The 26,438-nt window shown below is 69.9% G+C and carries 19 protein-coding genes and 1 pseudogene; 9 read left to right on the top strand and 11 right to left on the bottom strand.

The window, feature by feature from the left end:
* Positions 1-262 precede the first annotated feature (262 nt).
* The gene (locus BC793_RS41520) at positions 263-3,064 is read left to right on the top strand and encodes an ATP-binding protein (protein WP_203896569.1); all 2,802 of its coding nucleotides are present in this window, start codon (positions 263-265) and stop codon (positions 3,062-3,064) included.
* A 35-nt stretch (positions 3,065-3,099) separates the two neighbouring features.
* On the opposite strand, the gene BC793_RS41515 is transcribed toward BC793_RS41520, so the two are convergent.
* The 5 genes from BC793_RS41515 to BC793_RS41495 all read right to left on the bottom strand — a co-directional run bounded on the left by BC793_RS41515 (position 3,100) and on the right by BC793_RS41495 (position 10,220).
* Positions 3,100-4,848 (bottom strand): ABC transporter permease subunit, encoded by a 1,749-nt coding sequence (locus BC793_RS41515; protein ID WP_203896570.1) that lies wholly within the window; start codon positions 4,846-4,848, stop codon positions 3,100-3,102.
* Positions 4,845-6,242, bottom strand: coding sequence for an ABC transporter substrate-binding protein (locus BC793_RS41510; RefSeq protein WP_249037412.1), 1,398 nt, complete (start codon positions 6,240-6,242; stop codon positions 4,845-4,847). Before BC793_RS41510 ends, BC793_RS41515 begins: the two co-directional genes overlap by 4 nt.
* Positions 6,243-6,394: 152 nt before the next feature.
* Positions 6,395-7,189 (bottom strand): ABC transporter ATP-binding protein, encoded by a 795-nt coding sequence (locus tag BC793_RS41505; RefSeq protein WP_109602113.1) that lies wholly within the window; start codon positions 7,187-7,189, stop codon positions 6,395-6,397.
* Positions 7,186-7,950 (bottom strand): ATP-binding cassette domain-containing protein, encoded by a 765-nt coding sequence (locus tag BC793_RS41500; protein WP_239170595.1) that lies wholly within the window; start codon positions 7,948-7,950, stop codon positions 7,186-7,188. Before BC793_RS41500 ends, BC793_RS41505 begins: the two co-directional genes overlap by 4 nt.
* 638 nt (positions 7,951-8,588) lie before the next feature.
* The gene (locus BC793_RS41495) at positions 8,589-10,220 is read right to left on the bottom strand and encodes a sensor histidine kinase (RefSeq protein ID WP_158319533.1); all 1,632 of its coding nucleotides are present in this window, start codon (positions 10,218-10,220) and stop codon (positions 8,589-8,591) included.
* Between the two features lie 508 nt (positions 10,221-10,728).
* On the opposite strand from BC793_RS41495, the gene BC793_RS41490 reads away from it, so the two are divergent.
* From BC793_RS41490 to BC793_RS49260, 5 genes are all read left to right on the top strand, one after another.
* Positions 10,729-11,100 carry an STAS domain-containing protein gene (locus BC793_RS41490; protein WP_158319532.1) on the top strand — a complete coding sequence of 124 codons (372 nt, stop codon included), beginning with the start codon at positions 10,729-10,731 and terminating at the stop codon, positions 11,098-11,100.
* A 646-nt stretch (positions 11,101-11,746) separates the two neighbouring features.
* A complete protein-coding gene (locus BC793_RS41485; protein WP_109602136.1) occupies positions 11,747-12,103 on the top strand; it encodes a VOC family protein in 357 nt (118 codons plus the stop codon).
* Between the two features lie 990 nt (positions 12,104-13,093).
* Entirely contained in the window at positions 13,094-14,146 is a 1,053-nt protein-coding gene (locus tag BC793_RS41480) for an amidohydrolase family protein (RefSeq protein WP_109602135.1), read from the top strand.
* A 176-nt stretch (positions 14,147-14,322) separates the two neighbouring features.
* Positions 14,323-14,730, top strand: coding sequence for an HIT family protein (locus BC793_RS41475; protein ID WP_239170597.1), 408 nt, complete (start codon positions 14,323-14,325; stop codon positions 14,728-14,730).
* A gap of 190 nt (positions 14,731-14,920) precedes the next feature.
* Positions 14,921-15,268: a hypothetical protein gene (locus BC793_RS49260; protein ID WP_146246703.1), complete on the top strand. Its 348-nt coding sequence runs from the start codon at positions 14,921-14,923 to the stop codon at positions 15,266-15,268.
* A gap of 214 nt (positions 15,269-15,482) precedes the next feature.
* On the opposite strand, the gene BC793_RS41470 is transcribed toward BC793_RS49260, so the two are convergent.
* From BC793_RS41470 to BC793_RS41450, 5 genes are all read right to left on the bottom strand, one after another.
* On the bottom strand, positions 15,483-15,899 hold the full coding sequence (locus tag BC793_RS41470; RefSeq protein ID WP_109602108.1) for a S26 family signal peptidase: 417 nt from the start codon (positions 15,897-15,899) through the stop codon (positions 15,483-15,485).
* Positions 15,900-16,126: 227 nt separating this feature from the next.
* Complete coding sequence (locus BC793_RS41465; RefSeq protein ID WP_109602107.1) at positions 16,127-16,330, bottom strand: hypothetical protein; 204 nt, start codon at positions 16,328-16,330, stop codon at positions 16,127-16,129.
* Between the two features lie 49 nt (positions 16,331-16,379).
* A complete protein-coding gene (locus BC793_RS41460; RefSeq protein WP_109602106.1) occupies positions 16,380-18,254 on the bottom strand; it encodes an ABC transporter ATP-binding protein in 1,875 nt (624 codons plus the stop codon).
* Positions 18,251-18,778 carry a TlpA family protein disulfide reductase gene (locus tag BC793_RS41455; RefSeq protein WP_109602105.1) on the bottom strand — a complete coding sequence of 176 codons (528 nt, stop codon included), beginning with the start codon at positions 18,776-18,778 and terminating at the stop codon, positions 18,251-18,253. Before BC793_RS41455 ends, BC793_RS41460 begins: the two co-directional genes overlap by 4 nt.
* 980 nt (positions 18,779-19,758) lie before the next feature.
* The gene (locus tag BC793_RS41450) at positions 19,759-20,271 is read right to left on the bottom strand and encodes a hypothetical protein (protein ID WP_239170598.1); all 513 of its coding nucleotides are present in this window, start codon (positions 20,269-20,271) and stop codon (positions 19,759-19,761) included.
* Positions 20,272-20,437: 166 nt separating this feature from the next.
* Here BC793_RS41450 and BC793_RS52550 point away from each other — a divergent pair, with 166 nt between their 5' ends.
* On the top strand, positions 20,438-23,953 hold the full coding sequence (locus BC793_RS52550; protein WP_158319531.1) for an ALF repeat-containing protein: 3,516 nt from the start codon (positions 20,438-20,440) through the stop codon (positions 23,951-23,953).
* A gap of 58 nt (positions 23,954-24,011) precedes the next feature.
* Entirely contained in the window at positions 24,012-24,791 is a 780-nt protein-coding gene (locus BC793_RS41440) for a hypothetical protein (protein ID WP_109602103.1), read from the top strand.
* Between the two features lie 233 nt (positions 24,792-25,024).
* On the opposite strand, the gene BC793_RS41435 is transcribed toward BC793_RS41440, so the two are convergent.
* A complete protein-coding gene (locus tag BC793_RS41435; protein ID WP_109602102.1) occupies positions 25,025-25,744 on the bottom strand; it encodes a hypothetical protein in 720 nt (239 codons plus the stop codon).
* Positions 25,745-26,081: 337 nt separating this feature from the next.
* On the opposite strand from BC793_RS41435, the pseudogene BC793_RS52980 reads away from it, so the two are divergent.
* Positions 26,082-26,267, top strand: a pseudogene (locus BC793_RS52980) (hypothetical protein); the annotation flags it as partial.
* Positions 26,268-26,438 lie beyond the last annotated feature (171 nt).

The raw sequence follows: 26,438 nt of genomic DNA, 5'->3' as shown, positions 1-26,438 counted from the left end.
TCCCGGTAACCTGCGCCGTCAGGATGAAAATGGGCTCAAAGATGCACGCACCCAGTGGCGGGCCGCGCCATAGGACCCGGCCCACCACTCACGATGGCCTGGGATCTGGCCCGCATACCGCCCGGCTGGTGAAACGACCGGATTCAGCTGGCACGATATCCGGCGATCGAGCTGTTCACGCAACGCGCGGCGGCGATGGCGTCGGGCTCTTCGCTCCGCGAGGCCGACCAGGCGCCGGTGGTGGAGATCTGCCATCGGCTCGATGGACTGCCTGGCGATCGAGCCGGCCGTGGCGTGGCTGCCGGTCCTGTCTGCCGGTCAGATCCGTGACTGCGTCCGGGACCGGCTACGGCTGCTCAGCCGGGTAGACGCGGGGCACCTTACCGTCAGCAGATGCTGCGCATGTCTGACCTGGAGCTGCGACCTGTGCACGAAGCTGGAGCAGCGGCTGTGGGCACGGCTGTCGGTTTCCGCCGGTGGGTTCACGCTGGAGACCGTCGAGAACGTCTGCGGCTTCGGCGACCTGGCCGCCGGGGACATGCTCGGCCTGGCGGGTTCACTTCTGGACGAGTCGGTCCTCGTCCGAGAACCGTTCCAGGACGCGATGCGGTACCGGATGCTGGAAAGCGTCCGCGGGGTGGGGGGATCAGAGGATTGCGGTGGCACCGTAGGTGCTGGGGGGTGCGTCATGCCGTCGACTGGTCGAGTACCGATCGGTAACCTGCCAGTGGAGTTGAACAGCTTCGTCGGCCGCCGTCAGGAGTTGGACGAGATCCGGCGGTTGCTGGCCGACGCCCGGCTGTTGACGTTGACCGGTGTCGGGGGCACGGGCAAGACGCGGCTGGCGCTGCGCGTGGCCGGGCACGTACGGCGGGCGTTCTCGGACGGGGTGTGGTTCGTTGACCTGACCGAGCTGCGCAATCCGGGGTTGCCCTCATGGGAGGTGTCGGACCCGGATGTGCTGGCCCATCTGGTGGCGGTCGCGCTGGAGGTCCACAAGCCGGGCGGCCGGCCGCCGATGCGGCAGCTGACCGACTACCTCACCGAGCGGCAGACCCTACTGGTGCTGGACAATGCTGAACACCTGCTGCCCGCGTGCGCGCTGCTGGCCGCTGCGCTGCTCCGGACGTGCCCCCGGCTGCGGATCCTGGCCACCAGCCGCCAATCGCTGGGCGCCGAAGGTGAGGTGACCTTCGCGGTGACGCCGCTGCCGATTCCGCGGGCGGACCTCGCCGACCTCGAACGGTGCGAATCGGTGACGCTGTTCACCGCCCGGGCACGGTGCGTCGAACCCGGTTTCACCCTTACCGCCGACAACCGCGCCGCGGTGGCCGGCCTCTGCCAGCGCCTGGACGGGCTGCCGCTCGCGATCGAGCTGGCCGCCTCGCGCGTCCGGGTGCTGACGCCGCAGCAGATCCTCGACCGGCTCAGCGGCCGGTTCGCCGTGCTCGGCCAGGGCGCTCGCAATGCTCCGGCGCGACAGCAGACCTTGCGAGCCTGCGTCGACTGGTCCTTCGAGCTGTGCGACAAGCCGGAGCGCCTGCTGTGGGCACGATTGACGGTGTTCGTCGGCGGGTTCGAGATCGACGCGGCCGAGGGCGTCTGCGCCGACGAGGAACTTCCCGCCGACGATCTGCTGGATCTGCTGGCCGGCCTGATGGAGAAGTCGATCCTGGTCCGCGATGACCCGCGCGACGGCAAGGCGGTGACGGCGCGGTACCGGATGCTGGAGACCATCCGCGACTACGGACAGGAGCAACTCGGCGAGGCGGGGCAGGACACGATGCTGCGCCGCCGGCACCGCGACTGGTGCGAACAGCTGCTGGCTCGGGCTCGTGCCGAGTGGGCCGGCGACCAGCAGCCGTACTGGATGGCGCGGCTCCGCCTGGAACATCCCAATCTGCGGGCGGCCATCGAATTCTGCCTGGCCGAGCCCGGTCACGCCGAGACCGCCATGCGTCTCGCGGTGACCCTGCCTGGCCTCTACTGGCGCAGCCGGGGCCTGTTCGGTGAGGGCCGGCGCTGGCTGGACCGCGCGCTGGAGAAGGCGGTGGCGCCGACGGCCTTGCGCGCCCGGGCACTGTTGGTCAACAGCCATCTCGCGTTCGCGCAGGGCGATGCCGACGCCGGGAGGCGGCTGCTGGACCAGGGTGAGGACCTGACCCGGCACTTGGGCTGCCTCGTCGAACTCGCCTATGCCGACTACATCCGCGGTGTGGGCGCGCTGTATGCCGACGATCTACCCGTCGCGGTCGAATCCCTCGGCCGGGCTCGTACGGTCTTGTCGGGGCTGCCGGACCGGGACACCCACCTGTACCTGATGGTGCTCAGTTCGTTCTGTATTGCTGCCGGGCTGGCCGATGACCAGGACCGGGCCGTCGCCGCCCAGCAGGAGATGCTGGCGATCGTCGAGTCCCGGAGCGCGAGCTTCCACCGGTCCATCGCGCTGTGGGCGGGTGGGCTCCTCGCCTGGCGGCAGGGGGACCTTCAGCAGGCGACCGCGCAGGTGGTGCAGGCGCTGCGACTCAAGCAGGCGTGGGCGCACCACGACCGTTACACCACCGCCCAGTGCCTGGAGGTCCTGGCTTGGGTCACGGCCGACGAGAAACGTCACCGGCGTGCCGCGGGTCTGCTGGGCGCCGCTGGGGCGCTCTGGACCGAGATCGGCACGCCCATCACCTCCTACCTGCACCTGGTCGGCCACCACGATGCGTGCGAACGGCAACTCCGAGCCGCTCTCGGCGACGACGCCTTCACCGATGCCGTCCACTACGGGCGGACGCTGTCGTACGAGGACATCCTCGCCTACGCTTTCGAGGAGCCGCGGCACTCCACGCCGGCACCGGGGGAGGAGGCGGCGATCCGGCTGACCCGCCGCGAACGACAGGTCGCCGCCCTCGTCACTCAGGGCCTGTCCAACCGGCAGATCGCCGCCGAACTGGTCATCTCCCAGCGCACCGCTGAGAGCCACGTCGAACACATCCTCACCAAACTCGGGGTCACCAGCCGGAACCAGGTAGCCGCCTGGATCAGGGCGCAGGACCTCGACAGTCAGCGGCCGTGACCAGCGGCCCGGCACCGACGGCGAGATCCCGGTTCTCAGAGCGCCGTCCGCCGGCCGAGTTCCACCGGGGCGGATCCGGCCAGGACCCCGAGCAGGACGAGGCCGAGAACCGGTGCGGTCACCAGCGTGGGTGCACGTTCCAGGTAGTCGATGGCCGCGGCTAGTTCGGCGCCCCACTCCGGTGTGTCGTGGCCAAGGCCGAGGCCGAGGAAGCCCAGCGCGGCAATGGCCAAGGCGGTCGAGGGTACCCGGGTCAGGGCGTACGCCAGGACCGGTCCGGTCACCGCGGGAAGCAGGTGGCGGCGAAGGATCCAGCCGGCGCCGGCGCCGGCGAGGACCGCCGCCTGGTGGTAGCCACTGGCACGGACCTCCGTGGCGAGGCTGCGGGTATGGATGGCGATGGGTACGCAGGCCACCAGCGCCGCCGAGATCGCGGCGCAGAGCAGGCCCGGTCCGAGGACAGCGGCGAGGACCAGGCCGACCAGGACGAAGGGCAGTGCGTTGACGATGTCCACGACGCCGACCCGGGCGGCGGATCCCCGCAGGCCGACGACCAGCCCGACGATCAGCCCCACGGCGGTCACGGCCGCCGCCGTGCCGATGGTGAGTACGGCGCCGTGACCGAACCGGGCGAGGACGTCACGACCGACGGGATCGGTTCCCAGCGGATAGGCCCAGGACGGGCCGCTCAGCCGCCGTTCCAGCCGGACCCCGTGCGGATCACGGAGCAGCCCGGCCAGGATCGGTGCGGTCAGCACGGCAGCCACCGGCAGGGGTGTCCGCCGGTGCGGCCGGCGGGGACGTGCCGGTCCGGCGGGCGCCAGCGCGGCGGCGGCGCCCGCCGGACCGAGCAGCACGCGTTGCGCCGCGATGCCAGATGCCCCGGCGGCCGTGCCGGCCAGCACCAGCGTCAGCACGCAACCCTGGAGGACGGGGAGGTCCTGGGCGAGCGCGGCGTGCAGCGAGAGCCGCCCGAGTCCCGGAACGGCGAACATCTCCTCGACGACGACCGCTCCGCCGAGCAGCCCCATGAACAGGGCCGCCACCTGGGGGACGGCGGCGGTGACGGCCCGGCGGACGATCGCGACGGTGAGGGTGATCCGACCGCAACCGGCCGCCCGCCAGGTCCGCACCCAGGTTTCTCCGGCGATGGCGTCGGCGGCTGTCCCGACCAGCCGGGCGAACAGCCCTCCGCTGGGTACGCCGAGCGCCAGGGCCGGCAGCAGCATGTAGGAGGGGCCGAACCAGCCGGCCACCGGGGCGAGCCGCCAACGCACCGCGACGAGGGTCAGCAGGGCAGCGGCCAGGGCGACCTCCGACAGCGCGGCGACGACCGCCCCGGCGACTCGCACGCCACGTGTACAGCGGCCCGGCGACCGGCACTCCCCGGACAGCGCCCAGACGACCGGAGCGGCCAGGGCCAGCCCGACCACCACAGCCACCGCCGAGGCTGCGCCGGCCAGGCTGGTGGACACACCGGCGGCGGTGAGCAGCAGGTCGCGTACCGGCTCGCCGGTCACCCAGGAGGTGCCGAATTCGCCCCGGGCGGCGTCGGTCAGCCAGTCCGCGGCGCCCTGGACCGGGTTGTCGGCGAGGTGGAGTTCGGACCGGACGGCCGCAAGCGCCGCCGGGTCGGGGTCGCGGTCCTCCAGCCGCGCGCGGAGCACCGACCGGGCCGGGTCGTCGCCACGCAGCCAGGGCAGCGCGGCGACGACGACGGCCAGCCCGCCGACCGCGCAGGCGAGCACCCCCATCCTTCCCAGCCGGTCCGGCCAGCCGGTCATCGTAAGGAGGTGTGGACGGTGACCAGGGTCCGCTCGTAGGGGTCCGCGGCCAGATCGGTGACGCCGGCCGCGGTGGCCAGCCTGGCCCGGTCATGGACCAGTGGCACGACCACCGCGCGGTTGACCAGTTCGGCCTCGAGCGCCAGCGCGGCCGCGTGGCGGGAGGGCAGGTCGGTGTGGCCATCCGCCGCGGCGAGGCGGGAGTCGAAGCCGGGGGCGCAGAACCGTGCCACGTTGTAGCTGCCCGCGCAGCTGAAGTCCGAGGTCAGGAACGCGATGGGATCGTTGACGTCGAGCAGGTAGGAGCGGGAGAGAATGACCGCGTCGAACCGGCCGGCCAGCACCTCCGGTTCGATCGTGAGGTAGTCACGCACGACCGTCTCCACCACGAATCCCCGGGCGGTCAGCGTGGCGGCCAGTACCGAGGCGGCCTCCGGCAACTCGGGCTTGTTGGGGTAGGTGGCCAGGGTGATCCTCTGGCCGGAGGGGTCGTCCGGCGTGTCCGGCGGCGCTGCCGCGGCCCGCGCCGCGGCGCGGTGCCGGGCCGCCCACCCCGACGCCGGCCCGAAGAGGCCGGCGGCCGGATCGGCGCGCCCCTCGAACACGCCTGCCGCGATCATCGTGGGGTCGACCGCCGCGCGGGCGGCCGCCCGTAGGCCGGGATCGGCGAACGTCCGGCCCTCGGCGGTGACCAGATACAGGCTGACCGTGCGGGGCAGCGGCACCTCGATCAAGCGCCGGTCGCCGAGGTTGGGCAACTGCGCGATCGGCACCTGGTTGACCACGTCGACTTCGCCCGAGCGCAGCGCGCCGACCCGGGCCGAACCCTCCGGGAGGAAGCGCACGTCCACACCGGCGAGCGCCGGCCGGCCGCCCCAGTAGGCGTCGTTGCGCTCCAGCGTCGCGGCCGAGGTGCCCTGTAGGGAGGTGAACCGATACGGCCCGGTCCCGGCGCCGAGGGGGTCGGGTGCGCCCGGATCGCGCCCGTACGCCTTCGGGGCGAGGATGACCAACTGCGGCGAGGCGAGGCGGTGCAGCAGTGCCGGATCCGGCTTCGCGGTGCGTAACTCCAGCGTGTCGCCGCCCACTGCGGTGGCCGTCAGCCGGACCCCCACGAGCGCCCTGAGTACGGGTTCGGCCGCGATGGCGTGAGTGAGTGAGTGCGCGGCGTGCTCGGCGGTCAGTGGAGTGCCGTCGTGGAAGACGACGCCGTCGCGCAGTTTCACCCGGACGGTGGTCGCATCGACCTGTGACCAGCTCACGGCCAGGCCGGGGGTGACTGCGCCGGCCTGGTCGATGTTGACGAGGGTTTCGGACGCGCCGAGTTGGGCGCCCCGCCACGCGTCCTGGGAGAAGGGTGACATCCGCCGGTTGGGTGGGCCCGCCAGACCCACGCTCAACCGCTGGTCACCGCCGCGATCGGGCCTCGGCTCCGTGGTGAAGCAGGCGGCCGAGCCGCTGATCGTCAGTAGGGTGACGGCCGCGGCCAGGACTCGTGCGCCGGCTCGCCGCTGGGGTGACCGCGTGCGCGGAGAAGCTGGGCGCCTCATCGGGCGACCTCGCCGGGTAACCTGGGTATGGCCTCGATGAGGTCCCGGGCGACCGCCGACCGGGGTGCGTGGAACACCTGGTCCACTGGGCCGGACTCGACGACTCGGCCCTGGTCGAGCACCATCACCCGGGTGCAGGCGCGCCGCACCGCCGCGAGATCGTGTGCCACCAGGACCAGCGCGCTGCCCTCGGCGACAGTGACCTCGCGGAGCAGGTCCAGTATCGCCACCCGGACCGGAGCGTCGAGCGCGCTGATCGGCTCGTCGGCGACCAGCACGGCCGGCCGGGGCGCGAGTGCCCGGGCCAGCGCCACGCGTTGGCGTTGCCCGCCGGAGAGGGCCGAGGGCAGCCGCGAGGCCAGCGCCGGGTCGAGACGGACCGCGCGGAGCAACTCGTCGATCCGTCGCGGACGGTCTCCCGGAACACGCAAGCAGTGCAGCGGTTCGCCGATGATGTCCCGGACGGTCATCCGCGGGCTGAGCGACGCGTACGGGTCCTGCGCCACGAACTGCACCTCGCGGCGGAACCATCCCAGCCGCCCCGGCCGGGCCGGGCGAACCGGCCGTCCCCGAAACCGCACCTCGCCGGTGTCCGGGGCCTCGACCGCGAGCAGCAGCCGCAGCAGCGTCGACTTGCCGGCGCCGGACCCGCCGACGATGCCCAGCCGTTCCCCCGCCGACACCGCCAGGTCCACCGCGTCCAGCACGGTACGAACCGGGCGCCGCCCGAACGGATGCCGCCGGGCCGACGGATACCGTTTGGTCACTCCGGTAGCGGTCAGCAGGGTCACGCGGCACCCGGCACGGCGGTCAGTGCCCGAGCCGCTGCCACCAGTTCACGGGTGTACGGGTGTGTGGGCCCGCCCAGTACCCGGGTGGTCGCCCCCTGTTCCACCACCCGTCCCTGCCGCATTATCACCAGCCGCGCGCACACCTGACTTACCACCGCGATGTCATGGCTGATCAACAGCAGGGAGGTACGGTGTTCCCCTCGCATCGACAGCGAGCGCAGCAGGTCCAGGACACCCGCCTGCGTCGTCGTGTCGAGCGCGCTGGTGGGCTCGTCGGCGATCAGCAGCGCCGGCCGGGAGGCCATCGCGAACACGATCGCCACCCGTTGCCGCTGGCCCCCCGACAGCTGCGCCGGGTACGCCCGCAAGGTCCTCGCCGGCAGCCCCACCTGTTCCAGCAACGCGGCCGTCGCCATGATCAGCGCCCGGCCGGAGAGACCGCGGTGTCGTCGCAACGGGATCGCCACCTGGCGGCCGACCGTCATCAGCGGATGGAGCGCGGTGAGCGCGTCCTGGCCGACGAACGACACCTGCCGCCCGCGCAGCCGGCGGAGGTCGCGAGCACGCGCCCCGACCACCTCCCCACCCGCCACGGTGATGCTTCCGGTGACCCGGGCGGTGGCCGGCAGCAGGCCCAGCACGGCGAGTGCGGTCGTCGTCTTGCCGGATCCGGAACCGCCGATCAACCCGACCGCCTCTCCCTGGGCGACGGTGAGGTCGATGCCGTCGACGACTACCTGGGCACCGAAGCGAACCGTCATATCGGCGATCGTCAGACCGGCGGGCATCACAGCGATGTCCTTTCGCTGATGCGGCGGCCCGGGGCGCGCTGATTCAGCCCGCCCATGGCGATCACCTGTTCCTGGTCAGTCTCACCCTAGAGCCGTACGGAGTTGCAGGGGCCGCTTGTCACTCGATCGGCGGATCGTTGCGGCGGCGGGCCGGCTGCGAGCGGTTCCGCGTCGTCCCGCCTCACGTCGAAACCCACCGTCGGGCAGTAGGAAACGGGCTACAGCTGACACGTTCTGCGGATTCGCTGCCGATGGCACTGGTCATCACCACAAACGATCTTGAACTCGCCGCTTGACATCCATAGGAGCATCCGGCGCGACGAATCACAGGAGCAGCGGGCGGCCGCGCTCGACGATCGGCAGACGGCGCTGGGTCAGCGAGAACGGCTCCTTGACCGGTCATAGCTCGACGGAGCAGTGCCGGCCGAACTGCGGTCCGCCTCGGCCCAGCACGCCGAGGCCCGCGGCGACTGCCGCAATCGACCGTGGCCGGCCTGCAGATCGTGGGCGTAGTCCTGAGCCGTTCGTCGATCATGGCGATGGGATCATGCCCGGCGGGACGGAGGCGTCGCTCGGCTCAGATCGTCCGAACGGCCCTGGCGCTCGAGCTATGTCGAGAGCTCGGTGGGCAGGTCGATGGTGAAGGTAGTGCCCGGGCCGTGGTGGTCGGTCACGGTGATGCTGCCCTGGTGGCGTTCGAGGATGGTGCGGACGATGACCAGGCCGAGGCCGGTGCCGGGGATGCGCCGGTCGAGGGCGGTGGAGGCGCGGTAGAAGCGGCGGAACAGTCTCGGCCGGTCGGTGGCGGGAATGCCGATGCCGGTATCGGAGATCGACCAGAGGATCCGCTCGCTGTCGCTGTCGGGTTCGTTGCGGGTATCGGCGGTGACGGTGATCGCACCGCCGGCCGGGGTGTACTTGATCGCGTTGGACAACAGGTTGTCGGCAACCTGTCGCAGCCGGTCCGGGTCGGCGTACAGAGACAGCCGCGGCGGCATCGTCACGGCGAGGGTCAGGTCTTTGTCCCCGGCCGTCTCGGTGAGGTCCTGTATCGAGGCGTTGATGACGGCGGCCAGGTCGCAGGCGGTGGGGCGGATGGCCAGATTCCCGGACTCGAGGCGGGCAAGGTCGAGGAGGTCTTCCGACATCACGGTGAGCCGCTGCGCGTTGCGGTTGATAATGGCCAGGTAGTGGCGCAGCTCTGGCTGGGAGAGTGCGTCGACCTCGCCGCTGAGCATCGTCGCGGTGGCGGTGATCGCGGTCAGCGGGTTGCGTAGTTCGTGGGTGACCAGGGCGAGGAATTCGTCCTTGGTGCGGGCGAGTTCGATGGCGAGTTCTTCGGCGCGGCGGCGTTCCAGATACTGCCCGACGTGCGCGGCTACCCCGGACAGCAGCGCGATGAGGGTGTCCTCGGGATCCTCGGCGCGGTCACCGTAAACGCACAGGACGCCGAGGATGCGCCCGCTGGCCCAGACCGGTACACCGACCGCGGCGCGCAGGCCGATCGCGGCGGCGGCGCTGCTGCGTACCAACGTGGCATCGGCGGCCAGATCCGGCACCCAGGATGGTCGCCGCTGTCGGTAGACGCGGCCGGGCAGTCCGATGCCGTAGTCGATTTCGTTGACGGCGAACCCGCGCACACGCCGACCGGACTCGGCGTAGCGCGCGGCGCAGACCAGCAGTTGACGGTCCAGGTCAGTCAGCCACAGCTCGACCACCGGCCAGCCCATGTTCACCCCGAGTGCCTCGACTACCCGGGCTGATGCGGCATCGCTGGACGACGCCTCGGCCAACCCTCGTGAGACCGCGGCCTCCACCGTGGTGAACCGGGCGGCGCGCACCTTGGTACTCACGTCGTGGGCGAAGGCGTGGAACACCGGCCCGTCCGGGGTGGCGGTGACGGTCAACGTCAGCTCGATCAATAGTTCGTGGCCGTCGCGGTGTACCGCGGCGAGCTGCAGGCGTTGCCCGAGCACCCGCCCCGGTCCGCCGGCAGCCAGCCTGGCCAGGCCGGCGCGGTGCTGCTGCCGATACCGCATCGGAATGATCAGATCAGCGAGGACGCGCCCGCACGCCTGAGCGTGCGAATAGCCGAACAGAGCCTCGGCTGCGGCGTTCCAGCCGAGTATTCGATCCGCTGAGTCGATCGCGACGTACGCCTCCAGCGCCGCCGCGAGCACCGCCTGCGGCTCATGCAGCACGCGGTGGTCACAAATGACCGGTGTCACGTTCCTGTCCATGGTCCACTCCCTTCGCCGCTGCATTCGTGTGGGCCACCCCGGGGAGAGGTAACAAAGGCTGCCGGGCAACGGCCCTCGTCAGGTCCGGTACGTCACTCGGCAGCAACTCGCGGCACGCTCTTGCCGCCGCGAAGCTCCGAGTTTGCTGCCGATGTCGATCGGGGCGGTGTTCGCTGCTGGGCCGCTGTCCGACTATCGCAGCGGGCAGGTGCTGCCGGGGCGCGGAGACCGTGATTTACGTAGTGGATTCCGTATTAATACGGAGGCGTGGCATCCGGACCGACCGGCAGATTGAGTCCTATCACGGTGGCGGCACCGAACGGGAAGGGCGTGGCGCATGGCTGGTGAGCGCGTCGTGGCGGTGTCGGCCGCTACCCGGCTGTCCCGGGCCCGGTATGGACTCCAAAACGTGTCGGGTCACCGTTGGGACGTCACGAATAAGAACCAGCATGGCCCGGCGGCGCATGGGAACGCCGGGCCAGGTACAGCCGGGCAGGGAAGGCCAAGCATGAACGCCGACGATCTGTGGTTTCCCGGTTTCTGTGTGAAGCGAGCCGGCAGCGCACGCCTGTTGTCCTGGCGAGACGGCGAAGGGCTCATCATCGCCGTAGCCGGCGAACTCGATGTCGCCAACGCCGTGACCGTCAAAGGGCAGCTCCGCGAAACGATAGCCGCCGAAGGTGCTCGCGACGTGGCGATCGACCTCGCGGGGGTCGAGTTCTGCGATGTCGCCGGCCTGCGTGCCCTCTTGGAGGCGCAACAGAGCGCGGAGAGTCGCACGGTCACCTGCCGGTTCGTCCGGCCCTCCCCGCAGACGCTCTGGCTGCTGCACTTCAGTGGCCTGCCCACCGAGCGCTTCATGAGTCAGGAGACCGGGTAACGTCGGGCAGGAACCGGGACGGGACATTTTTGGGGACATACCCCACCCACCCGGACCGGCCCCGGAAACCATGTCAGACAAAACATCGACCTGAAGTCGACGTAGGCTGGCACGCTTTGCCGGATGATCGGATTCCGCTATGGGGGATCTCGCATCCGGGCGCCCTCTCGACCAGGCGCCGCTGCGCGACTTGAGCATTGGGCTGACGGTACCGCGGTCGGCACGGCGTGGACCGAGGCGATACCGGTGCACGTGACCGGATGGGATCAATCAAGAAGGCGACCACGCCGTCCGAAGGCCGGGGTCAGACACAGAACGATCCGCGTCCGGTCACGTCCGAGCCTGCTCACGCCGCTTTCGGGGTCTGATCGAGGGCGCGGAAGTCCCGCGTCATCGTCACTCACCACTCGCATCGGCTTGACGAAGGTGTACTGGTCTGCCCGAAAGCACCCACGCACAAGGACACGACCCCGGATGTACGGCATGGCCGCACTGTGGCGAGCGATCACCACCGTATCCGAGACTTATACCGACGCGCCCCGACGCATACTCAACTGGCGCTGTCCGCGCTCGGCCGGCGCCGTCGTCAACCGTCAACGGCCGTTCTCGGAATGCCTCAATTGCAGTGGTCGATATCCTGGCCGGCATGGCCATCGCTCGCTTGCCTCTCGTCGCCATCGACTGTCCTGATCCTGGCGCGCTCGCCAGGTTCTACGGCGCGATGCTGGATTGGAAGGTCGACGTCTCCGCCGACCGGGCTTCGGCCTGTCCTGAGGTCGGCCAGTGCATCGCCTTCCATCGGGTGGCTGACTACGTGCCGCCGACGTGGCCGACCCGGGAGCGACCCAAACAGATGCACCTCGACATGCTCGTTGACGACCTCGACGCCGCCGAGGAAACAGTGATCGAGCTCGGTGCAACCAAACATCCGGACCAGCCCGGTACGTCCTACCGGGTCTTCCTGGACCCCGCAGGTCACCCCTTCTGTCTTTGTCTGGACTGATCCGTAGCTACCCGGAAGCCCGGTGACGGGTCCGCTCGGCAGCCTCGCTCGTCGGAAAGCGACGCTTGCACCGCGCGATCGAAATCGTCCCATGCCGCGGACCCCTCCGCGGCGGTACAACGTGCCCCCACACCTCGCACCAGAAACGAGCGACGCGGTCAGGCTCCGTGCAGTCGAAGTTGGACTTGGGTCCGCTTGACCGATGTCACCGGTCCGCCGTGGAGGCCGACTCTTTCGCCGTCTCCCCGGGCCTGCCGCCGGACCGGGTGTGTCGCCCTGCGACCGTCACGTCGTCCCCACACACGCGGAGAAAACATCTATGCTGATCGCTGCGTCTCGATACGATCGAGAGCGTCGCCGACCGGTGTGGCCGATGCGCACCGCGAGGCATCAACGCGAGCAACCGAGGAGCCCGATAGTGCGTAGGCATGCTTCCAGAGTCGTGGTGACCGTCCTGCTGGGGCTAGGTTTCCTGGCCGGCCCGTTCGCCGCTCCGTCGGTCGCGGCGCCGTGCCCGCCCGGCACGGAGTGGGATCCGATTCAGGCCAAGTGCATCCCGATCGGTCCGCTCCGCTAATCCGACGCCGGGGCCCCGGCGTCGCACGCCGCCGGTTCATCCGGGAGGCTTGTTCCCAGCTTCGACCTCGTCGCCGAATGCATCGGTCATGCGTTCGGCGACGAGGTCGAGTGGTGTCCTCATCGCTCGGCCTCGACCGGTGTCACCTGCCGGACGCAGCCTTCGCTGTTGGCCGCGGGATGGATGGAGCGATCGGCTGCCGCTGCGAGCCCGGCGAGCTGCCGCGACGTGCCGGGCATGCCGTGGGGCGATCAAGCAGCCAGGTTCCGGACTCGCCGAAAAGCGGACGTTCTGACTAGGGGTTTCCGTTGCGGGCCGGTCCCGTTCGCCGATCGGACCCGTCAGCCACAGGGTGGCATGCTGGTCGTTCGGTCGTCTGGCCGTGTGGGTGACGTTCAATACGGGGTGGCGTGGTGACAGTGCTGAGGGTCCGCGGTTTTGCTCTTCCTGAGGGAGAGCCAGTCGATCTCTATGCCGACGGAGATCGATGGACCACAGACCCGGTAGCCGGTGCGGAGCTCGCTGCCGAGGGCTGGATTCTGCCCGGACTTGTCGATGCGCATACCCACCCCGGAGCCGAGACGCCCGGCCAGCCACTGGATGTCCGCGTCCTACAGGGGGATCTACAAGCGCACTTGGATGCGGGAGTCACCCTCATCCGTGCGCCCGGCCTGGCCGGTGATCCGCCCGACTGGTTCGGGCGGGCGGACGAAAGCCCGCGAGCCTTCCACGCCGGCCCGTGGATCGCTCAGCACGGGCAGTTCATGCAGGGCTGGGGCCGTCGGCCGGAACCGGCCGACCTGCCCGCCGTCGCAGCCGAGCAGGCGGCCCGCACCGGTTGGGCCAAAGTGGTAATCGACTGGCGGCCTGGCGACGACGTCATGCCGGTGGAAGTGCTACGCGAGGCTGTCACGCGCGTGCACGGGGTCGGTGGGCGCCTTGCGGTGCATTCCCAGCACGCGGCAGGTGGTGTGGTGGCGGTCGAGGCGGGAGTGGACTCCATCGAGCACGGCATGGGCCTGGACCTGGAACTGTTACCGCGCATGGCCGAGCAGGGCATCGCGTTGACTCCGACATTGTCGGTGATCACGGCTCACCTCGCGCAGATCAACGCCGATCCGGAACGCGCACGCAAGAGCTGGCAAGTGCCAGGAGCCAGCGTGCATGCCCGGCTCACCGCTGCCGCCGTCGAAGCGGGGGTCACCGTGCTGGCTGGTACAGACTCACGGCCGCATGGTGCCATCGCCCATGAGATCCGCGCTCTGGTAGCCGCCGGCGTATCGCCACACCACGCCATCGGCGCCGCATCCTGGACCGCCCGGTCTTACCTCGGGCTGCCGGGCTTGGTGGACGGAGCCCCAGCTGATGCTGTTGTGTTCGACGCTGATCCACGGACCGACCTCGGCCAACTCGACAAGCCCCGAGCCGTCATCATCCGCGGCAAGCGGGTTCGCCTGCGGCCGTGATCCTGAAACGAGCTGAACATCCGGATCTGCCGCAATTCGGGCATCGGCCGCGTGTGTACGGCTGAGCACGTGCCGAAGGGTCGTGTTTTATGGCGCACGTGACTGCATCAGAGGCGTGGAAGTTGGACCGTATCGGGTCCGCGAGGGCCGGGACCAACCCCACTCTGCTGGCCAAGATGCCGCAGTCGTTCGCTGTCATCGGAGACACTCAGTTCCTGCCGGGATACTGCGTGCTACTGGTGGACGACCCACGAGTTGATCGACTCACGGACCTGCCGAAGAGGCAGCGTCTGGAATTCCTCGACAGCATGGACACACTGGGCCAGGCGGTAGAGACCGCCTGCCGTGCCACCGATACCGGGTTCCGTCGGATGAACTACGAGATCCTCGGCAACACGGACGCCTATCTGCACGCGCACCTGTTCCCGCGCTATGAGTGGGAGAAACCGGCGCACATCGGCAGGCCCGTCTGGCTCTACGACCCTGACGAGTTCTACGGACCCGAGGCCGGCCTCGCGGCCCGCCACGACGAACTCCGCCGGCGAATCGTCACCGAGATCGCCCGCTTGAGGGCTGCAATCTAGAAACGCCCTCATCGGATGGGCTCCGTCGGCCTGCGGGTGCAGGATGGCTCCTGTCATCCCGAGGAGACTGTGCGCCAGCCCTGTGGTTTCGTGGACGGTGGGCAGGTCCTGTGGAGCGTCCCGCCTTAAGATGCTGATGTTGATCGAACCTGTGGCCCTCGGCTCCCAACCTCGGAGAGGTCAATCGGACATGCGCCTCGGAGAGCTTCTCTTCCATCTCACACGTAGGCGTGGCATGTATCTACCCGATGACCGGTTCGCGAGCCTGGTCTCCCTTGTGGTGGGTTTCGACCTTGCATCGGACCGCTCACAGCTCGACGGATTTCAGGAGTGGGTGGCCGCGCGCCTTCTCGGGAGATATTCGAACCACGTCTGGTATTCGATTCTAATCTCAACGAGGCTTGGATCCGTTACTGGCATCAATGACCTACCTCCCGATGCTGACCTGGACCTCATCAATTTTGCGTTGGAGTTACTCACGGAATTCGCTGAAGAAAAGGGAGAGGTCATTCCTGCCAGCCTGACGCCTCCCAGCTGACAACGGTGACCAACGCCTTCCCATCCTGACGAAATCTCTTGCCGCGGACAACGGTCGTATCCTGCGCCTGCTGTTCATCGGCCGGAGCGAGCCGACGAAGGCGGCGAAGGCCGCCGGGCCGACCTTGCCGGCCACCGCCACGACGAAGACCGTCGTCAGCAGGGCCCGGCAGCCGAGGCGAGAGAGTGCACGCCGGAGCCCGCTCTCTGCGGGATCAGTCGCCGATGCGGCGGACGACCGTGGCGAGGATGTTGGCGATCGGGATGAAGCCCAGGTGCCGCGAGTCCAGGCTCTGCGCGCGATTGTCGCCGATCACCGCGACGTGGCCGTGCGGCACGACAGCGGCGGCAATCCCGTCCGGGGCCGCGTCGTCCGCGATCGCCGCGACCCGCTTGACCAGTAGCGGCCCGTCGGAGGATCCCGGCACCCCGTGCGGACGCGGATTGCGGAACACCACCACGTCGCCGCGCCGGGGCGCGGCCGATCGCCGGCGGCGGGCGATCAGCCGGTCGCCGTCGCGATAGGTCGGCAGCATGCTCGGGCCACGGACGACGGCCACGAGTATGGCGGTTCGAATCCACAGTGCACCGGCCCCGGCCAGCGTGAACACCGCGGCGGCGGCGATCAGCATCGCGGTCCTCCGTCTCGCGAAAAGTCCTGCCGCCGAGTGGGCGCCCGGCGGCAGGAACAACACCCTACGCGGAGCAGTCGCAGGCGACGTGGGTGACGCAGCCAGTCGGCAGACCTTGCGGACATGCTCGACTGTTTACTTCCCTGCCGCCCCGACCGGACGGTGACCGGCTGGCCGGTCACCGTCCGCCGCTTCTCACCCGCCAATCGACGGGTGAACCCGGACGCCTACTGCCGCGGGCAGCTGTAGGTCACCCGCGCCGGGCACGAGTCGTAGTTCCTGGTGATCTTGTACCGGACGATGCCGTCGGCCCCGGCGCAGTAGCCCGCCGGGGTGCGCACCGTGCTGATCAGAACGCAGGCCGCCTCGACCTCCGTCGTGGGGGCCACGGTCGCCAGCAGGCGGTCGGCAAGCTTGCCCAACATGCTCATCTGTTGCTCCCTCCAGTGCACCGGCCGGTGGGTTCCCGGCCGGTATCTCTCACCCGCCGGTCGACGGGTGAAGCTCTGCGCGCGCATCGGGCGATGCGGTGTAGCCGGACGCCTGCAAGGTGAAGAGCCCGGCGTACGTGCCACCGGCCGCCAGCAGGGTGTCGTGGTCACCCAGCTCGGTGACCACCCCGCCGGACAGCACGGCGATGGTGTCGGCGTCGCGTACCGTGCTCAGCCGGTGCGAGATGAGAACGCTGGTGGATCCCTCGCGCAGCTCCCGCAGCCGGGTGTGGACCTCGTGCTCGGCGTCGGCGTCCAGGCCGGCGCTCGGCTCGTCCAGGATCAGCAGGTCCCGGTCGGCGCGCATGAACGCGCGCGCCAGCGCCAGTCGCTGCCACTGCCCGCCGGAGAGCTGCACGCCGCTCGGCACCTCCCCTTCGAGCACCTCGTCCGGGGAGAAGAACCTGGTCAGCAGGGTGTCGTACCCGCGCGGCAGCTTCTCGACGGTCAGGTGGCAGCCGGCCCGCTCGGCGGTGGCCTCGATCGCCGAGCGGTCGTCCAGGCGGGCGACGTCGCCGAGCCCGATGTTCTCGGCCGCACTCAGGTCGTACGACATGAAGTCCTGGAAGACGGCGCCCAGGCGCTCGCGTAGCTCCTCGATCGGGAACCGGCGCAGGTCGACGCCATCCCACAGCACCGCGCCACGGGTCGGGTCGTAGAGCCGGCACAGCAGTTTGACGATCGTGCTCTTGCCCGCGCCGTTGAGCCCGACCAGCGCCGTCGCCCGGCCGGCGCGGATGGTGAGGTTGACGCCCCGAAGGATCCAGGGCAGCGACGGGCCGTAGCGGAACCAGACGTCGCGCAGCTCGATGGCGTCCCGCAGCGGCGGCACGGGCAGCACCGGCAGGCCCTCCAGCGGCGCCAGGTCGGCCGGCGCCCGTACCACCTGCTGGAAATGCGTGAAAATCAACAGCGCCTGATGGGTACGGGCGACGTGGCCGATGATCGAGGCGAGCAGGTTCTGTACCCCGGCGGTGGCGGCCGCGAAGACCACGATGTCGCCGACGCCCAGCCGGCCCGAGCGGGCGGAGAGCGCCGCCCACACCAGTCCGCCGCCGGCCACCACCGCGCCGATCCCGGTCAGTGCTGCCTGCATCCGCAGCTCTCGCAGGTCCAGCCCGCGCATCCCCCGGTTGATCTTCCGCAGCTCGGTCGTCATCCGGACGGCGAACAGGTCGCTGAGCCCGTAGATGCGGACCTCCTTGGCCGCGGTGACCGACGAGATCAGGTCCGCGTAGAACAGTTCGCGCCGGCCGGCGTGCCCCAGTTGCAGCATCATCGCCGCCCGGGCCCGCGACAGGGTCAGCTCGGCCCGGACGGTCGGGATCGCCGCGACGGCCACCACCACCGCCATCCAGGGGGCCATACTCGCCAACGCGGCGACGAAGCCGACGATCGTGACCGCGGACTGCGCGATCGTCAACCCGTTCGAGGTGACCTGGGCGGGGGTCGCCGGACCGTCGGAGACAGCCAGTTGCAGACGGTCCTGGAAGTCCGGATCCTCGAAACGGCCGAGCCCGCCGAAGCCGCCGATCGCCCGGTAGAGCTGGGCACGCCCGGCGAGCTGAGTGCGCCGGCTCAGTTCGGCGTCGACGAAGTTGCCGACCGCCGGCAGCAGCGCGCCGACAAGAGTGGTCGCAGCCAGCGCCAGCACCACGGCCACCACCGCCCTGGTCGTACCGCCGTCGACCAGCAGGTCCAGCAGCAGCTTCGTCAGCCAGGCCACCGCCACCGGGGCCAAGCCACCGGCCAGCGCAACGCCGATCCGCGCCGCGAGCAGCCACGGTGAGGCCTGCCAGGCCAGCGCGAAGGCGGCCTTCAGCAGGGCGAGTGTGCTGCGGGCGCCGGAGTCTGCGCCGTTCATGCGGCCGCCGCGACGGGCAGGTCGTCCACGGCGACGCCGCCGGCCACGACGCGGCCGGTGGCGTCCACCACGAAGAAGGAGGGGAAGGCTCGCACCGAGAACGCCGAGAGCAGCGAGTCGTCCTCGTTCTGCAGGACCACCCGTGCGACCGGCTCCAGTGACGGCAGGTACGGCGACGCCGACTCGGCGTCGCCCGTCACGACCGCCCAGGAGTACCGCGGGCCGTACGCCGCCGACCGCGCGGCGGCCACGAAAGCCGGCAACTGCTCGCTGCAGGCTTCGCAGCCGGGCGAGAAGAAACCGACGAGCGTACGGCCGTCGAGATCGGCTCGGGACAGCGGCTGCTGGCTCAGGTCGCGGGCGGCGAAGTCGCCGACCAGCGAGCCGGACGGCAGCATGCCCGGGTCCGTGGCTGAGCCGGTCGCCGGGCGCTGGCGCAGACGCCGGATGATGCCGAAGGTGAGCAGTAGGTTGAGCAGAGTGAGCGCACCGAAGAGGGCAATCAGACCGTAGAGAACCGACACCTGTTTCCCCCGTACCGCTGATCAAGAACCGGTCGAGTTCGTTACGTTAGGCACTGCGACTCTTCATCGGCTCTCGATTCCCTCTCACCGCCGGCCATCGACGAGGTTCGAGATCGATTTCCCGAGGTGCAGGTGCTTCGTCCCGCTTGCCGATCGAGATGCTGACCGACGACGACACCTGCTGCATGACCCCCTGTGCGAATCACTGATGCGCCGCCATCACAAGCAGCCACTCCCAGGTGGTGTCCTCTGTCGCACCGGCGCAGCTCACGGTCGTACTCGGCGGTGGCGAAATGGAAGCCAGTTCAATTTCACCGTCCTCGGGGTCGCGCCATGCCCCCACGCCACCAGGTCCCCATCCCGGCGAACGGTTACTACAGCGCGCGGCGGCATCCCTCGGTGCAGTCCGCGGTCGCAAGACGCACTTCGCGTGGCTCGTCGCCGTGCTGCGCCGAGCCGGCCGTGGTGACCTCGAAATTCGAGCCGGCAGGATCCAACAGATCTACATCGAAAACATGGGATGTCTGCCGCTGTCCGTGCTCGGGCCGGTCGCCGCCGACACGATTATGGCCTCCTCGGCGGCCGGCGTATGCAGCTCAGCCGCCTCGCTCGGACAGTTGCTCACGAGCCACTCGACGATCACCTTCGACGGGTGCTCCATGATCCCAGCATCCCTGACTGTTACGACTACGAAGCCTCACATCGAGCAACCAGCAAGCACTCAACTGCCGTTGTTCGCGCTGCCCCAGGCCGTTGTGGCCTACGGCCGTCGTCTCTCTGGTTGGCTACATGTAGCCATTGTCGGAGCGGAGCAGCACTCCCGCCTCCGCGCCGACCAGGCACGGAGGCGCAACACCTTGCAGAACAGTGAACTCTTCGGGCCGGTCGGCGGCTGCCGCCCCCACAGCTTGTCGATGAGCACGTCCTCGCTGACCGGCCGGCCCTGCCCACGTCGCCTTCCGGCCCGGGGGCGGCAGAGGTCAGACCCGCAGCTCGAGCAGGACTGCGTGGTTCTTCGGGTCCTCGGCGCCGACCGGCTCGCCGTCGTTGGCCGCGACGACCACCGGCTCCTTCTGGACGCCGCCGACCGTGACGGTGGCGGTGACCTTCTCGTCGCCGGCCCAGATGAAGTAGACGTTCGGGATCTCCAGCGCCAAGAGTCCGGTGGAGCCGAGCACCTTGAAGCAGTACACCGGCTCGGACAGATTGTTGTAGGACTCGACCTGGATGAGGTCGTTAGCGGATCCGCACTCGGCGAGCATGATCCTTCCGTCGCCCTTGATCAGCTTGATCTTCTTATCGGCCTCGATCTTGGCCGCACCGGGGTAGCTGAAGTCCTCGACCAGGCTGGCCGGCTCGGCGGCGGCCTCCTCGGCGTGGGCAGAGACGCCGTAAGCCAGCGAGCCGCCGATCACCGCAGCCCCAGCCACGGCTGCGATCAGGGCTTTTCTAAGGCTGGTAGGCATGGTTGTTTCCTCCCCGTGGATGCGCACGCTAAGCACCCTAATCAGGGTCGTCGATGGGCATGGTCCTTGGTGATGTGATCTGTGCCATAGTTTCCAGGTAGCCGAAACATTGATTCATGTCAACTCCATGCGATTGACTCGGCTGCGTCGATTCGTCCTCTCTGGCCGGATCGGCCAGACCACGGGGGAGATAATGCGAATAAGAGCAACGCTGGTCGCCGCCCTGGCGACCGCGGTCACCATCAGCGTCGCACCGGTCCCGGCTCATGCCGCCGAAGAACCCATCGAAGCCGTACGCGTCGAGGCCGTCACCCTGCTCCGAGAAGGCGGACCGGTCCTGTCCCGGGCCGCCGCGACCGCTCTGACCGGCACCGACGCCGAGGTGCGCACCTTCGTCACGGAAGGCCAGCACGCCGCCCGGGCCCTGGACCAGCGGACCCGCCTGGACGAACTCGTCGCCTCCAGCGGCCCGGCGATGGCCGGTGCCGCCCAGCCCGCCCAGGCCGGCACCGACGCCCAGGTCAAGGCCTTCCTGGACAGCGGCTACCAGCAGGCGCTCGAGCAGGACCTGCGGCTTCAGGTCTCCGACACGATCGCCGCCGGTGGTGCCGCCACCGGAGCCGCCGGCCGCCAGGCGCTCACCGACGGCCCGGAGGCCGTCCGCGCGTTCCTGCTCGGCACCTCCTACAACGCCGCCCTCCAGGACGACCGGGTCCGGATCTCCGAGATCATCGCGACCGGCGGCCCGCAGGTTCAGGCCGACGGCAAGGCGGCGCTAGCTGGTACCACCGAGGACATCCGCTACTTCCTGTTGCGCGGCAAGGACGTCGCCCGCGCCCGCGACCAGGAGATCATGACGGTCTCCGACCTCGCCGAGGTTGCCCGCGCGGCCCGCGAGACCGCTGCCAAGGAGACCCTCGCCGCCCGCCAGGCCTCGGACAAGGCAGTCGCAGCCGCGGCCGCGGCCAAGAAGGCGGCCGAGAAGGCAGCCGCCGAGACCGCCGCGGCCAAGGAGGATGCGAAGAAGGCCACCGCGGCGGCCGGACGCGCTGCCGACGCCGCCGGGCGGGCCGCCGACGCAGCTCAGGACGCGGTGAACGCCGCCTCCGCCGCCCGCCAGGCCGCCCGGATCGCCTCCCAGGCGGCCGCCCGGGCCGCCAATGCCGCAACCCTCGCCGGCCAGGCCGCGACCCGCGCCTACAACGCGGCCGCCGCCGCGCTCGGCGACAAGAACAAGGCAGACGCCGCCCGCACCGCGGCCCAGGAGGCCCGCGCCGCGGCGAACCAGGTCAAGGGCATCATCGACTTCATCAACGTGGCCGTGGCGGCCGCCGACGCCGCCGCCGACGCGGCCGTCGCCGCGGTCAGCGCGGTCGGCAACGCCGGCGCCGCCGCCACGGCCGCCGACGAGGCCGCCGGGCACGCGGCGGTCGCCGACTCCGAAGCCGCCCGGGCCCGCGAACAGGCCGCCCGCGCCCGCCGGCTGGCCGCCTCGGCCAACCGCTCCGCCAACGAGGCACAGTCGCTGGCCCGCACCGCCGCCACCGCGGCACGACAGGCCAAGACGTACGCCCAACGCTCGGCCGCGCACGCCGACGCCGCCGCCGACGCCGCAGAGGCGGCGGCTGTCTTCGCCGGCACCGCACAGCAGGCCGCGGCCATGGCCACCCAGCACGCAACCGCGGCCATGAACGCCGCCAAGGACGCCGCCGACGCGGCAACGCAGGCCGAGGCGGTCCAGCAGGCCGCCCGCACGGCCGAGGCACAGAGCCTCACCACCGACACCGCGAACGCCGTCGCTGAGGCGTCCGCCTTCCGTGCCGTCGAACTGGCCAAACCGGCCGACGTGATGGCCGACGTGCCGGAGGCGCAGCGGGTCTCCGCCGAGACCGCCGGGCTGCTGGCGGCCGCGACCGCGAGTGGCGCCTCCACCGAGACCATGCTGAGCAACGGTCGCCGGGCCGCGGTTCTGCTCCGCGAACAGGGCGGACCCTGGACGGCACAGGCCGCCGAGGAGGTCCTGGCCGGCGACGCCGAGACAATGCGCACCTACCTCACCGCCGGCCGCGAGGAGGCCGCCACTCAGGACGACCGGTCCCGGGTGCTCGAACTGATCGCGCAGAACCCGGCGAACACCGCCCTGACCGACGCGGCCAAGGCGGTTCTCGACAAGAGCCACGCCGAGATCGTCGCGTTCCTCACCTTCCCGAACTACCCCGGCCGGGCCACACAGGACCGGGTCGCCGTCTCCAACATCATCGCCACCGGCGGACCGGCCACCGCGGCGGCAGGCAAGGCGGCGCTCAAGGGCACGGCGCAGGACATCTACCGCTTCCTGCGCACCGGCAAGGACACCGCCGCCGCCACCGACGAGCGGGTCGCGATCGCCGACATCTCGGCCGCCGGTGGACCCGAGGTGCAGGCCGCAGCCAAGGTGGCGCTGGCCGGCCCGGCCGCCATGGGCAGGAAGTTCCTGGCGGTCGAGCGGTTCCGCGCCAAACTCCGCGACGAGCAGACGGCGGCGCACGTGTCGGCGGTGCAGGCCCTGGTCGCCGCGGCTGCCCAGTCGGCGAACCTCGCCGCTCAGGACGCGGCCCTCGCCGCCGAGCTCGCGGCCCGCGCCAACGGTGCGGCGGCCGAGGCGGACAGGTACAAGACGCAGGCCGCCAACTCGGCCAAGGCGGCCCAGACGTACGCCGCCCAGGCAGCCACCGCGGCGGCCGCGGCGAAGCGGTCCGCGGACTCGGCGGCGGCCTCGGCCCGGACCGCCACCAACGCGGCCGCCGACGCCCGCGCCTCGGCCGCCGCCGCCCAGCGTTCGGCTGACCAGGCCACCTCGTCGGCCGCGTCCGCGCGGGCGTCGGCTGACGCGGCGTACGAGTCGGCCGCCCGGGCGCACGCGTCGGCCATCGCGGCCGGCAAGAGCGCGGCCGAAGCTGCCACCATCGCGCTGGAGGCGATGCGTGTCGCCACCGGCAAACTGCTCGAGTCGTGGGCGGCGTCCAACCCGAACCCGAACCCGCCGGTGCCCGAGGGAGAGGACACCGAGACCTCCGGCACCCCGGTCGAAACCCGCCAGATGCCCGAGGCGGTCGGGATGACCGACTCCGAGATCGCCCAGCTGCTGCTCGACCTGATCGGCATCTTCGACCCGACCGGCGCGGCCGACGGGGCCTCCGGGGCCATCTCGCTGTGGAAGGGCGACTGGCTCGGCGCCGGTCTCTCGGCCGCCTCGATGATCCCGTACCTCGGCGACGCGTTCGCCAAGAGCGCCAAGGTCGCGAAGGACCTCAAGGGCTTCGCCGCGCTCGCCAAGCGGGCGCACAACCTGGAGTTCCTCAAGAACCTGGCACACAACGTGGAGTACGCCGGGCTGGCTCGCGCGAACCGGGCCCTCGGTGTCATGGACACGCTGCTGAAGGAGGCTGCGGAGTTCTACGCGACGAATCCCGGTGCCCGCAATGCGGTGCAAAAGTTGCGGCTGCCCACCCAGGGCCCGATCGTCTTCGTGCCGCCGAAGGGCTGGGACCCGGCCAAACCGCGCAAGGTCAACGGCGGATACGTCGACGCGTACGGCTACGAGTGGCGCTGGCACCCCGGCCAGCAGGAGTGGGATGTGCAGCTCAAGAACGGCAAGGGCGGCCTCGACCTGTTCGGCAAGGACGCGGGTCACGCCAACATCTCGCCGACCGGCCGAGTGACCCACTGACGGTTCTTGGATGATGGGGCCTGGCCCGCCAGGCCCCATCACCGGTGAGGAGTTTTCCATGGCGAAGGACGACGCGGAGTTCGCGATGCAGGCGATGCTCCGGCTGACCCGCGGTACCGCGAGCGCCGCCGAGACGCTTCGCCGTTACGCACCGCTCGCGGACGAGCTCGGCGCCGACGGGATCGACGTCGACATCGAACGCGCCGATCTGCTGCTGTCCGGGACCCGGACCGCCGTGAACGAGGAATCCGCCATGCGCGCCATGGCCCGGCCGCTGCTGCACCGGTTCGGCTGGCGCGAGCAGGATTTCACGTACTCACCGAACGTCCGCTACGCCGAGACCACCGAACCCACCCTTGAACTGCCGGCCACCCGGCTGGTGATCGACCGGGCCGACCAGGAACTGGGCTGGGAGGGCGAGACCCACGGTCACGGCCTCGCTCCCGACCGGACTCTCGACATCGGGCCGGCCGAGACCGATGTGGTGACCCGGCTCTTCGTCGCCGTCGCTGCTACCACGTTCACCGCGACGGCGGAGGCGCTGCGACCGTGGCTGGCCCGTGTCGAACCGGCCGCCGTCAGCGTCGACCGTGGGCGCGCCGCCCTGCTGTACCTCGCCCACGGTGACCTGCGGACCGAAATCGACCGGCTGGGTCTTGGCCTGGTCCGGACGGACCGGATCGAAGCCGACGCGGACCACGTCATCGACACCGCGGCGTCGGCCGACGGCACCACTCTCTGGCTGCGCCGCGGCGCCGATCCGGTCTCGCGCCACTGGCCCGGCCTCATCGAGGTGCGCGAGATGATCCTCGACGACCGCTACCCGTCGGACATTTGAGGCCACCGACTACGGGGTGACCTTTTAGAAGAGGCCGTCCACGTAGCGGAGACATTTGGCTACTTCGGGCACCGTTGGCGGTCGTCAGCATCCGGAGGCCGATCATCATGGATCGTGCCGTCGGCGGCGACGAAGTCGAATTCCCGCAGCCTGGCGATCCCCGGGCACTCTGGCGAGGCAACTGTCACATCGGCCACCAGCCAAACGTGATCACCGATGTGAGGTGCCAACCTTTACTGAAGTGCCCGCGTAACTTTGAGTAGATCCTCTGGTGGAAGTCCACCCACCCGTCGAGCCGCGTATTCGTTGTCGCAAACCAGCGCGTCACCGTGCCTGGACCAATTCCCTCCACGGTCTTCGAGCAGTTGCCGAGCGGCTTCCACAGCCGTCTCACGCGGACACGCGGCATCACCGACCGCGAGGAGTGCGTCAGCCACCTGATCGACCATTTCAGCCAGAGAATCGCCGTCGCCCAAGGCACGCACCAGCAGAAGCAGCCGCTGTGCCGATGACCCCAGGACGCCCCTTTCGACAAGTCTCTGGGCCTCCGGCCAGGACACCCCGGGACCGAAGGAGTGTGCTGCCACCGAGGCGACGGTGATACACCGGCCGTCTCCGGGCAGGACCACGAACTCGTGGCCCTCCGTCTCGTCGATCACATACCAGTTGATCAGCGCGAAGTCTCCGGCTTGAGTTCCGAGCCTCAGTACCGGCCACGTACCCGATCGTTCGATCTCTTTACATATGTCGGTCATCTGGTCGAAGACGCCCTGCTCGCCGCCGAACAAGGCATCGAGGAGTTCCTCGTCAGCTCCGTCGTAGAGCAGGCTCGCCCAGAACTCTCGCCGTTCGAGCAGCCAGGAACCGTCAGACAGGAGTTCCGGTTGCAGGACCTCAGGGGGAATACCGTCGAACCCATTGAGGTAGTCGACGGCCTCGTCATGATTCAACACCAGCTCATGATCTCAAAGCGGCTCCCAGCCGAACGCCCGCTCCTGCCGTCGAGGGGTCCGCTGGTGACAGGGTTGCCAGCTCGCTTCATCACGATGCAGAGTTCGGCATCTCACCCTGCCGCCCCGCCGTCTCCCCATCAGCCCACGCTGCTTCCGCATGTTCTACTCAGCGTCCACAGCCGCCTCGAACTCGCGCTCCCTGTCCCGCTCAGCCGCGCCGCCGTCAAGGCCCGGTGGTAGACGGCTGCGCAGCGGTGACTTGTCGTGCCGCGTTGAGTACGCCCAACGTGGGGAATTACGGGTGCATCGGAGACTGGCTGTTTGAGACCCTGCCGCGATGGAACCTCAGCACATTCGGTCTGCGACCGAGCGCAAGCTCGGACTCCTCAGAGCGAACGAAGCCCGCTCCGCCGATACAACCGAACAGCGCCTCCGGGAATTAGCGGTCGACCCCGTTCGGGCGGTAAGACTCTGGACCGCCCGGAACCCGAACACCCCTCCGGATGCCGTCGCACTCCTGCTGCACGATTCGGACCCCAGTGTCCAAAATAGCGCTCTTTTTCATCTGCGAGCTCCCGCGGCGGCACTGGAACTTCTAGCCCGACAGGAAGCAGCAGAGGCCGAAGCGGCCCAACTTCCGCACCAGACCGCCAAACGTGACCTTGTCGCTCACCATCCGAACACGCCACCGGAA

The organism is Actinoplanes xinjiangensis, from assembly GCF_003148685.1.
GTDB lineage: Bacteria > Actinomycetota > Actinomycetes > Mycobacteriales > Micromonosporaceae > Actinoplanes > Actinoplanes xinjiangensis.
Note: the sequence above shows the minus strand (reverse complement) of the source record. Positions and strands in the feature narration are given on the sequence as shown.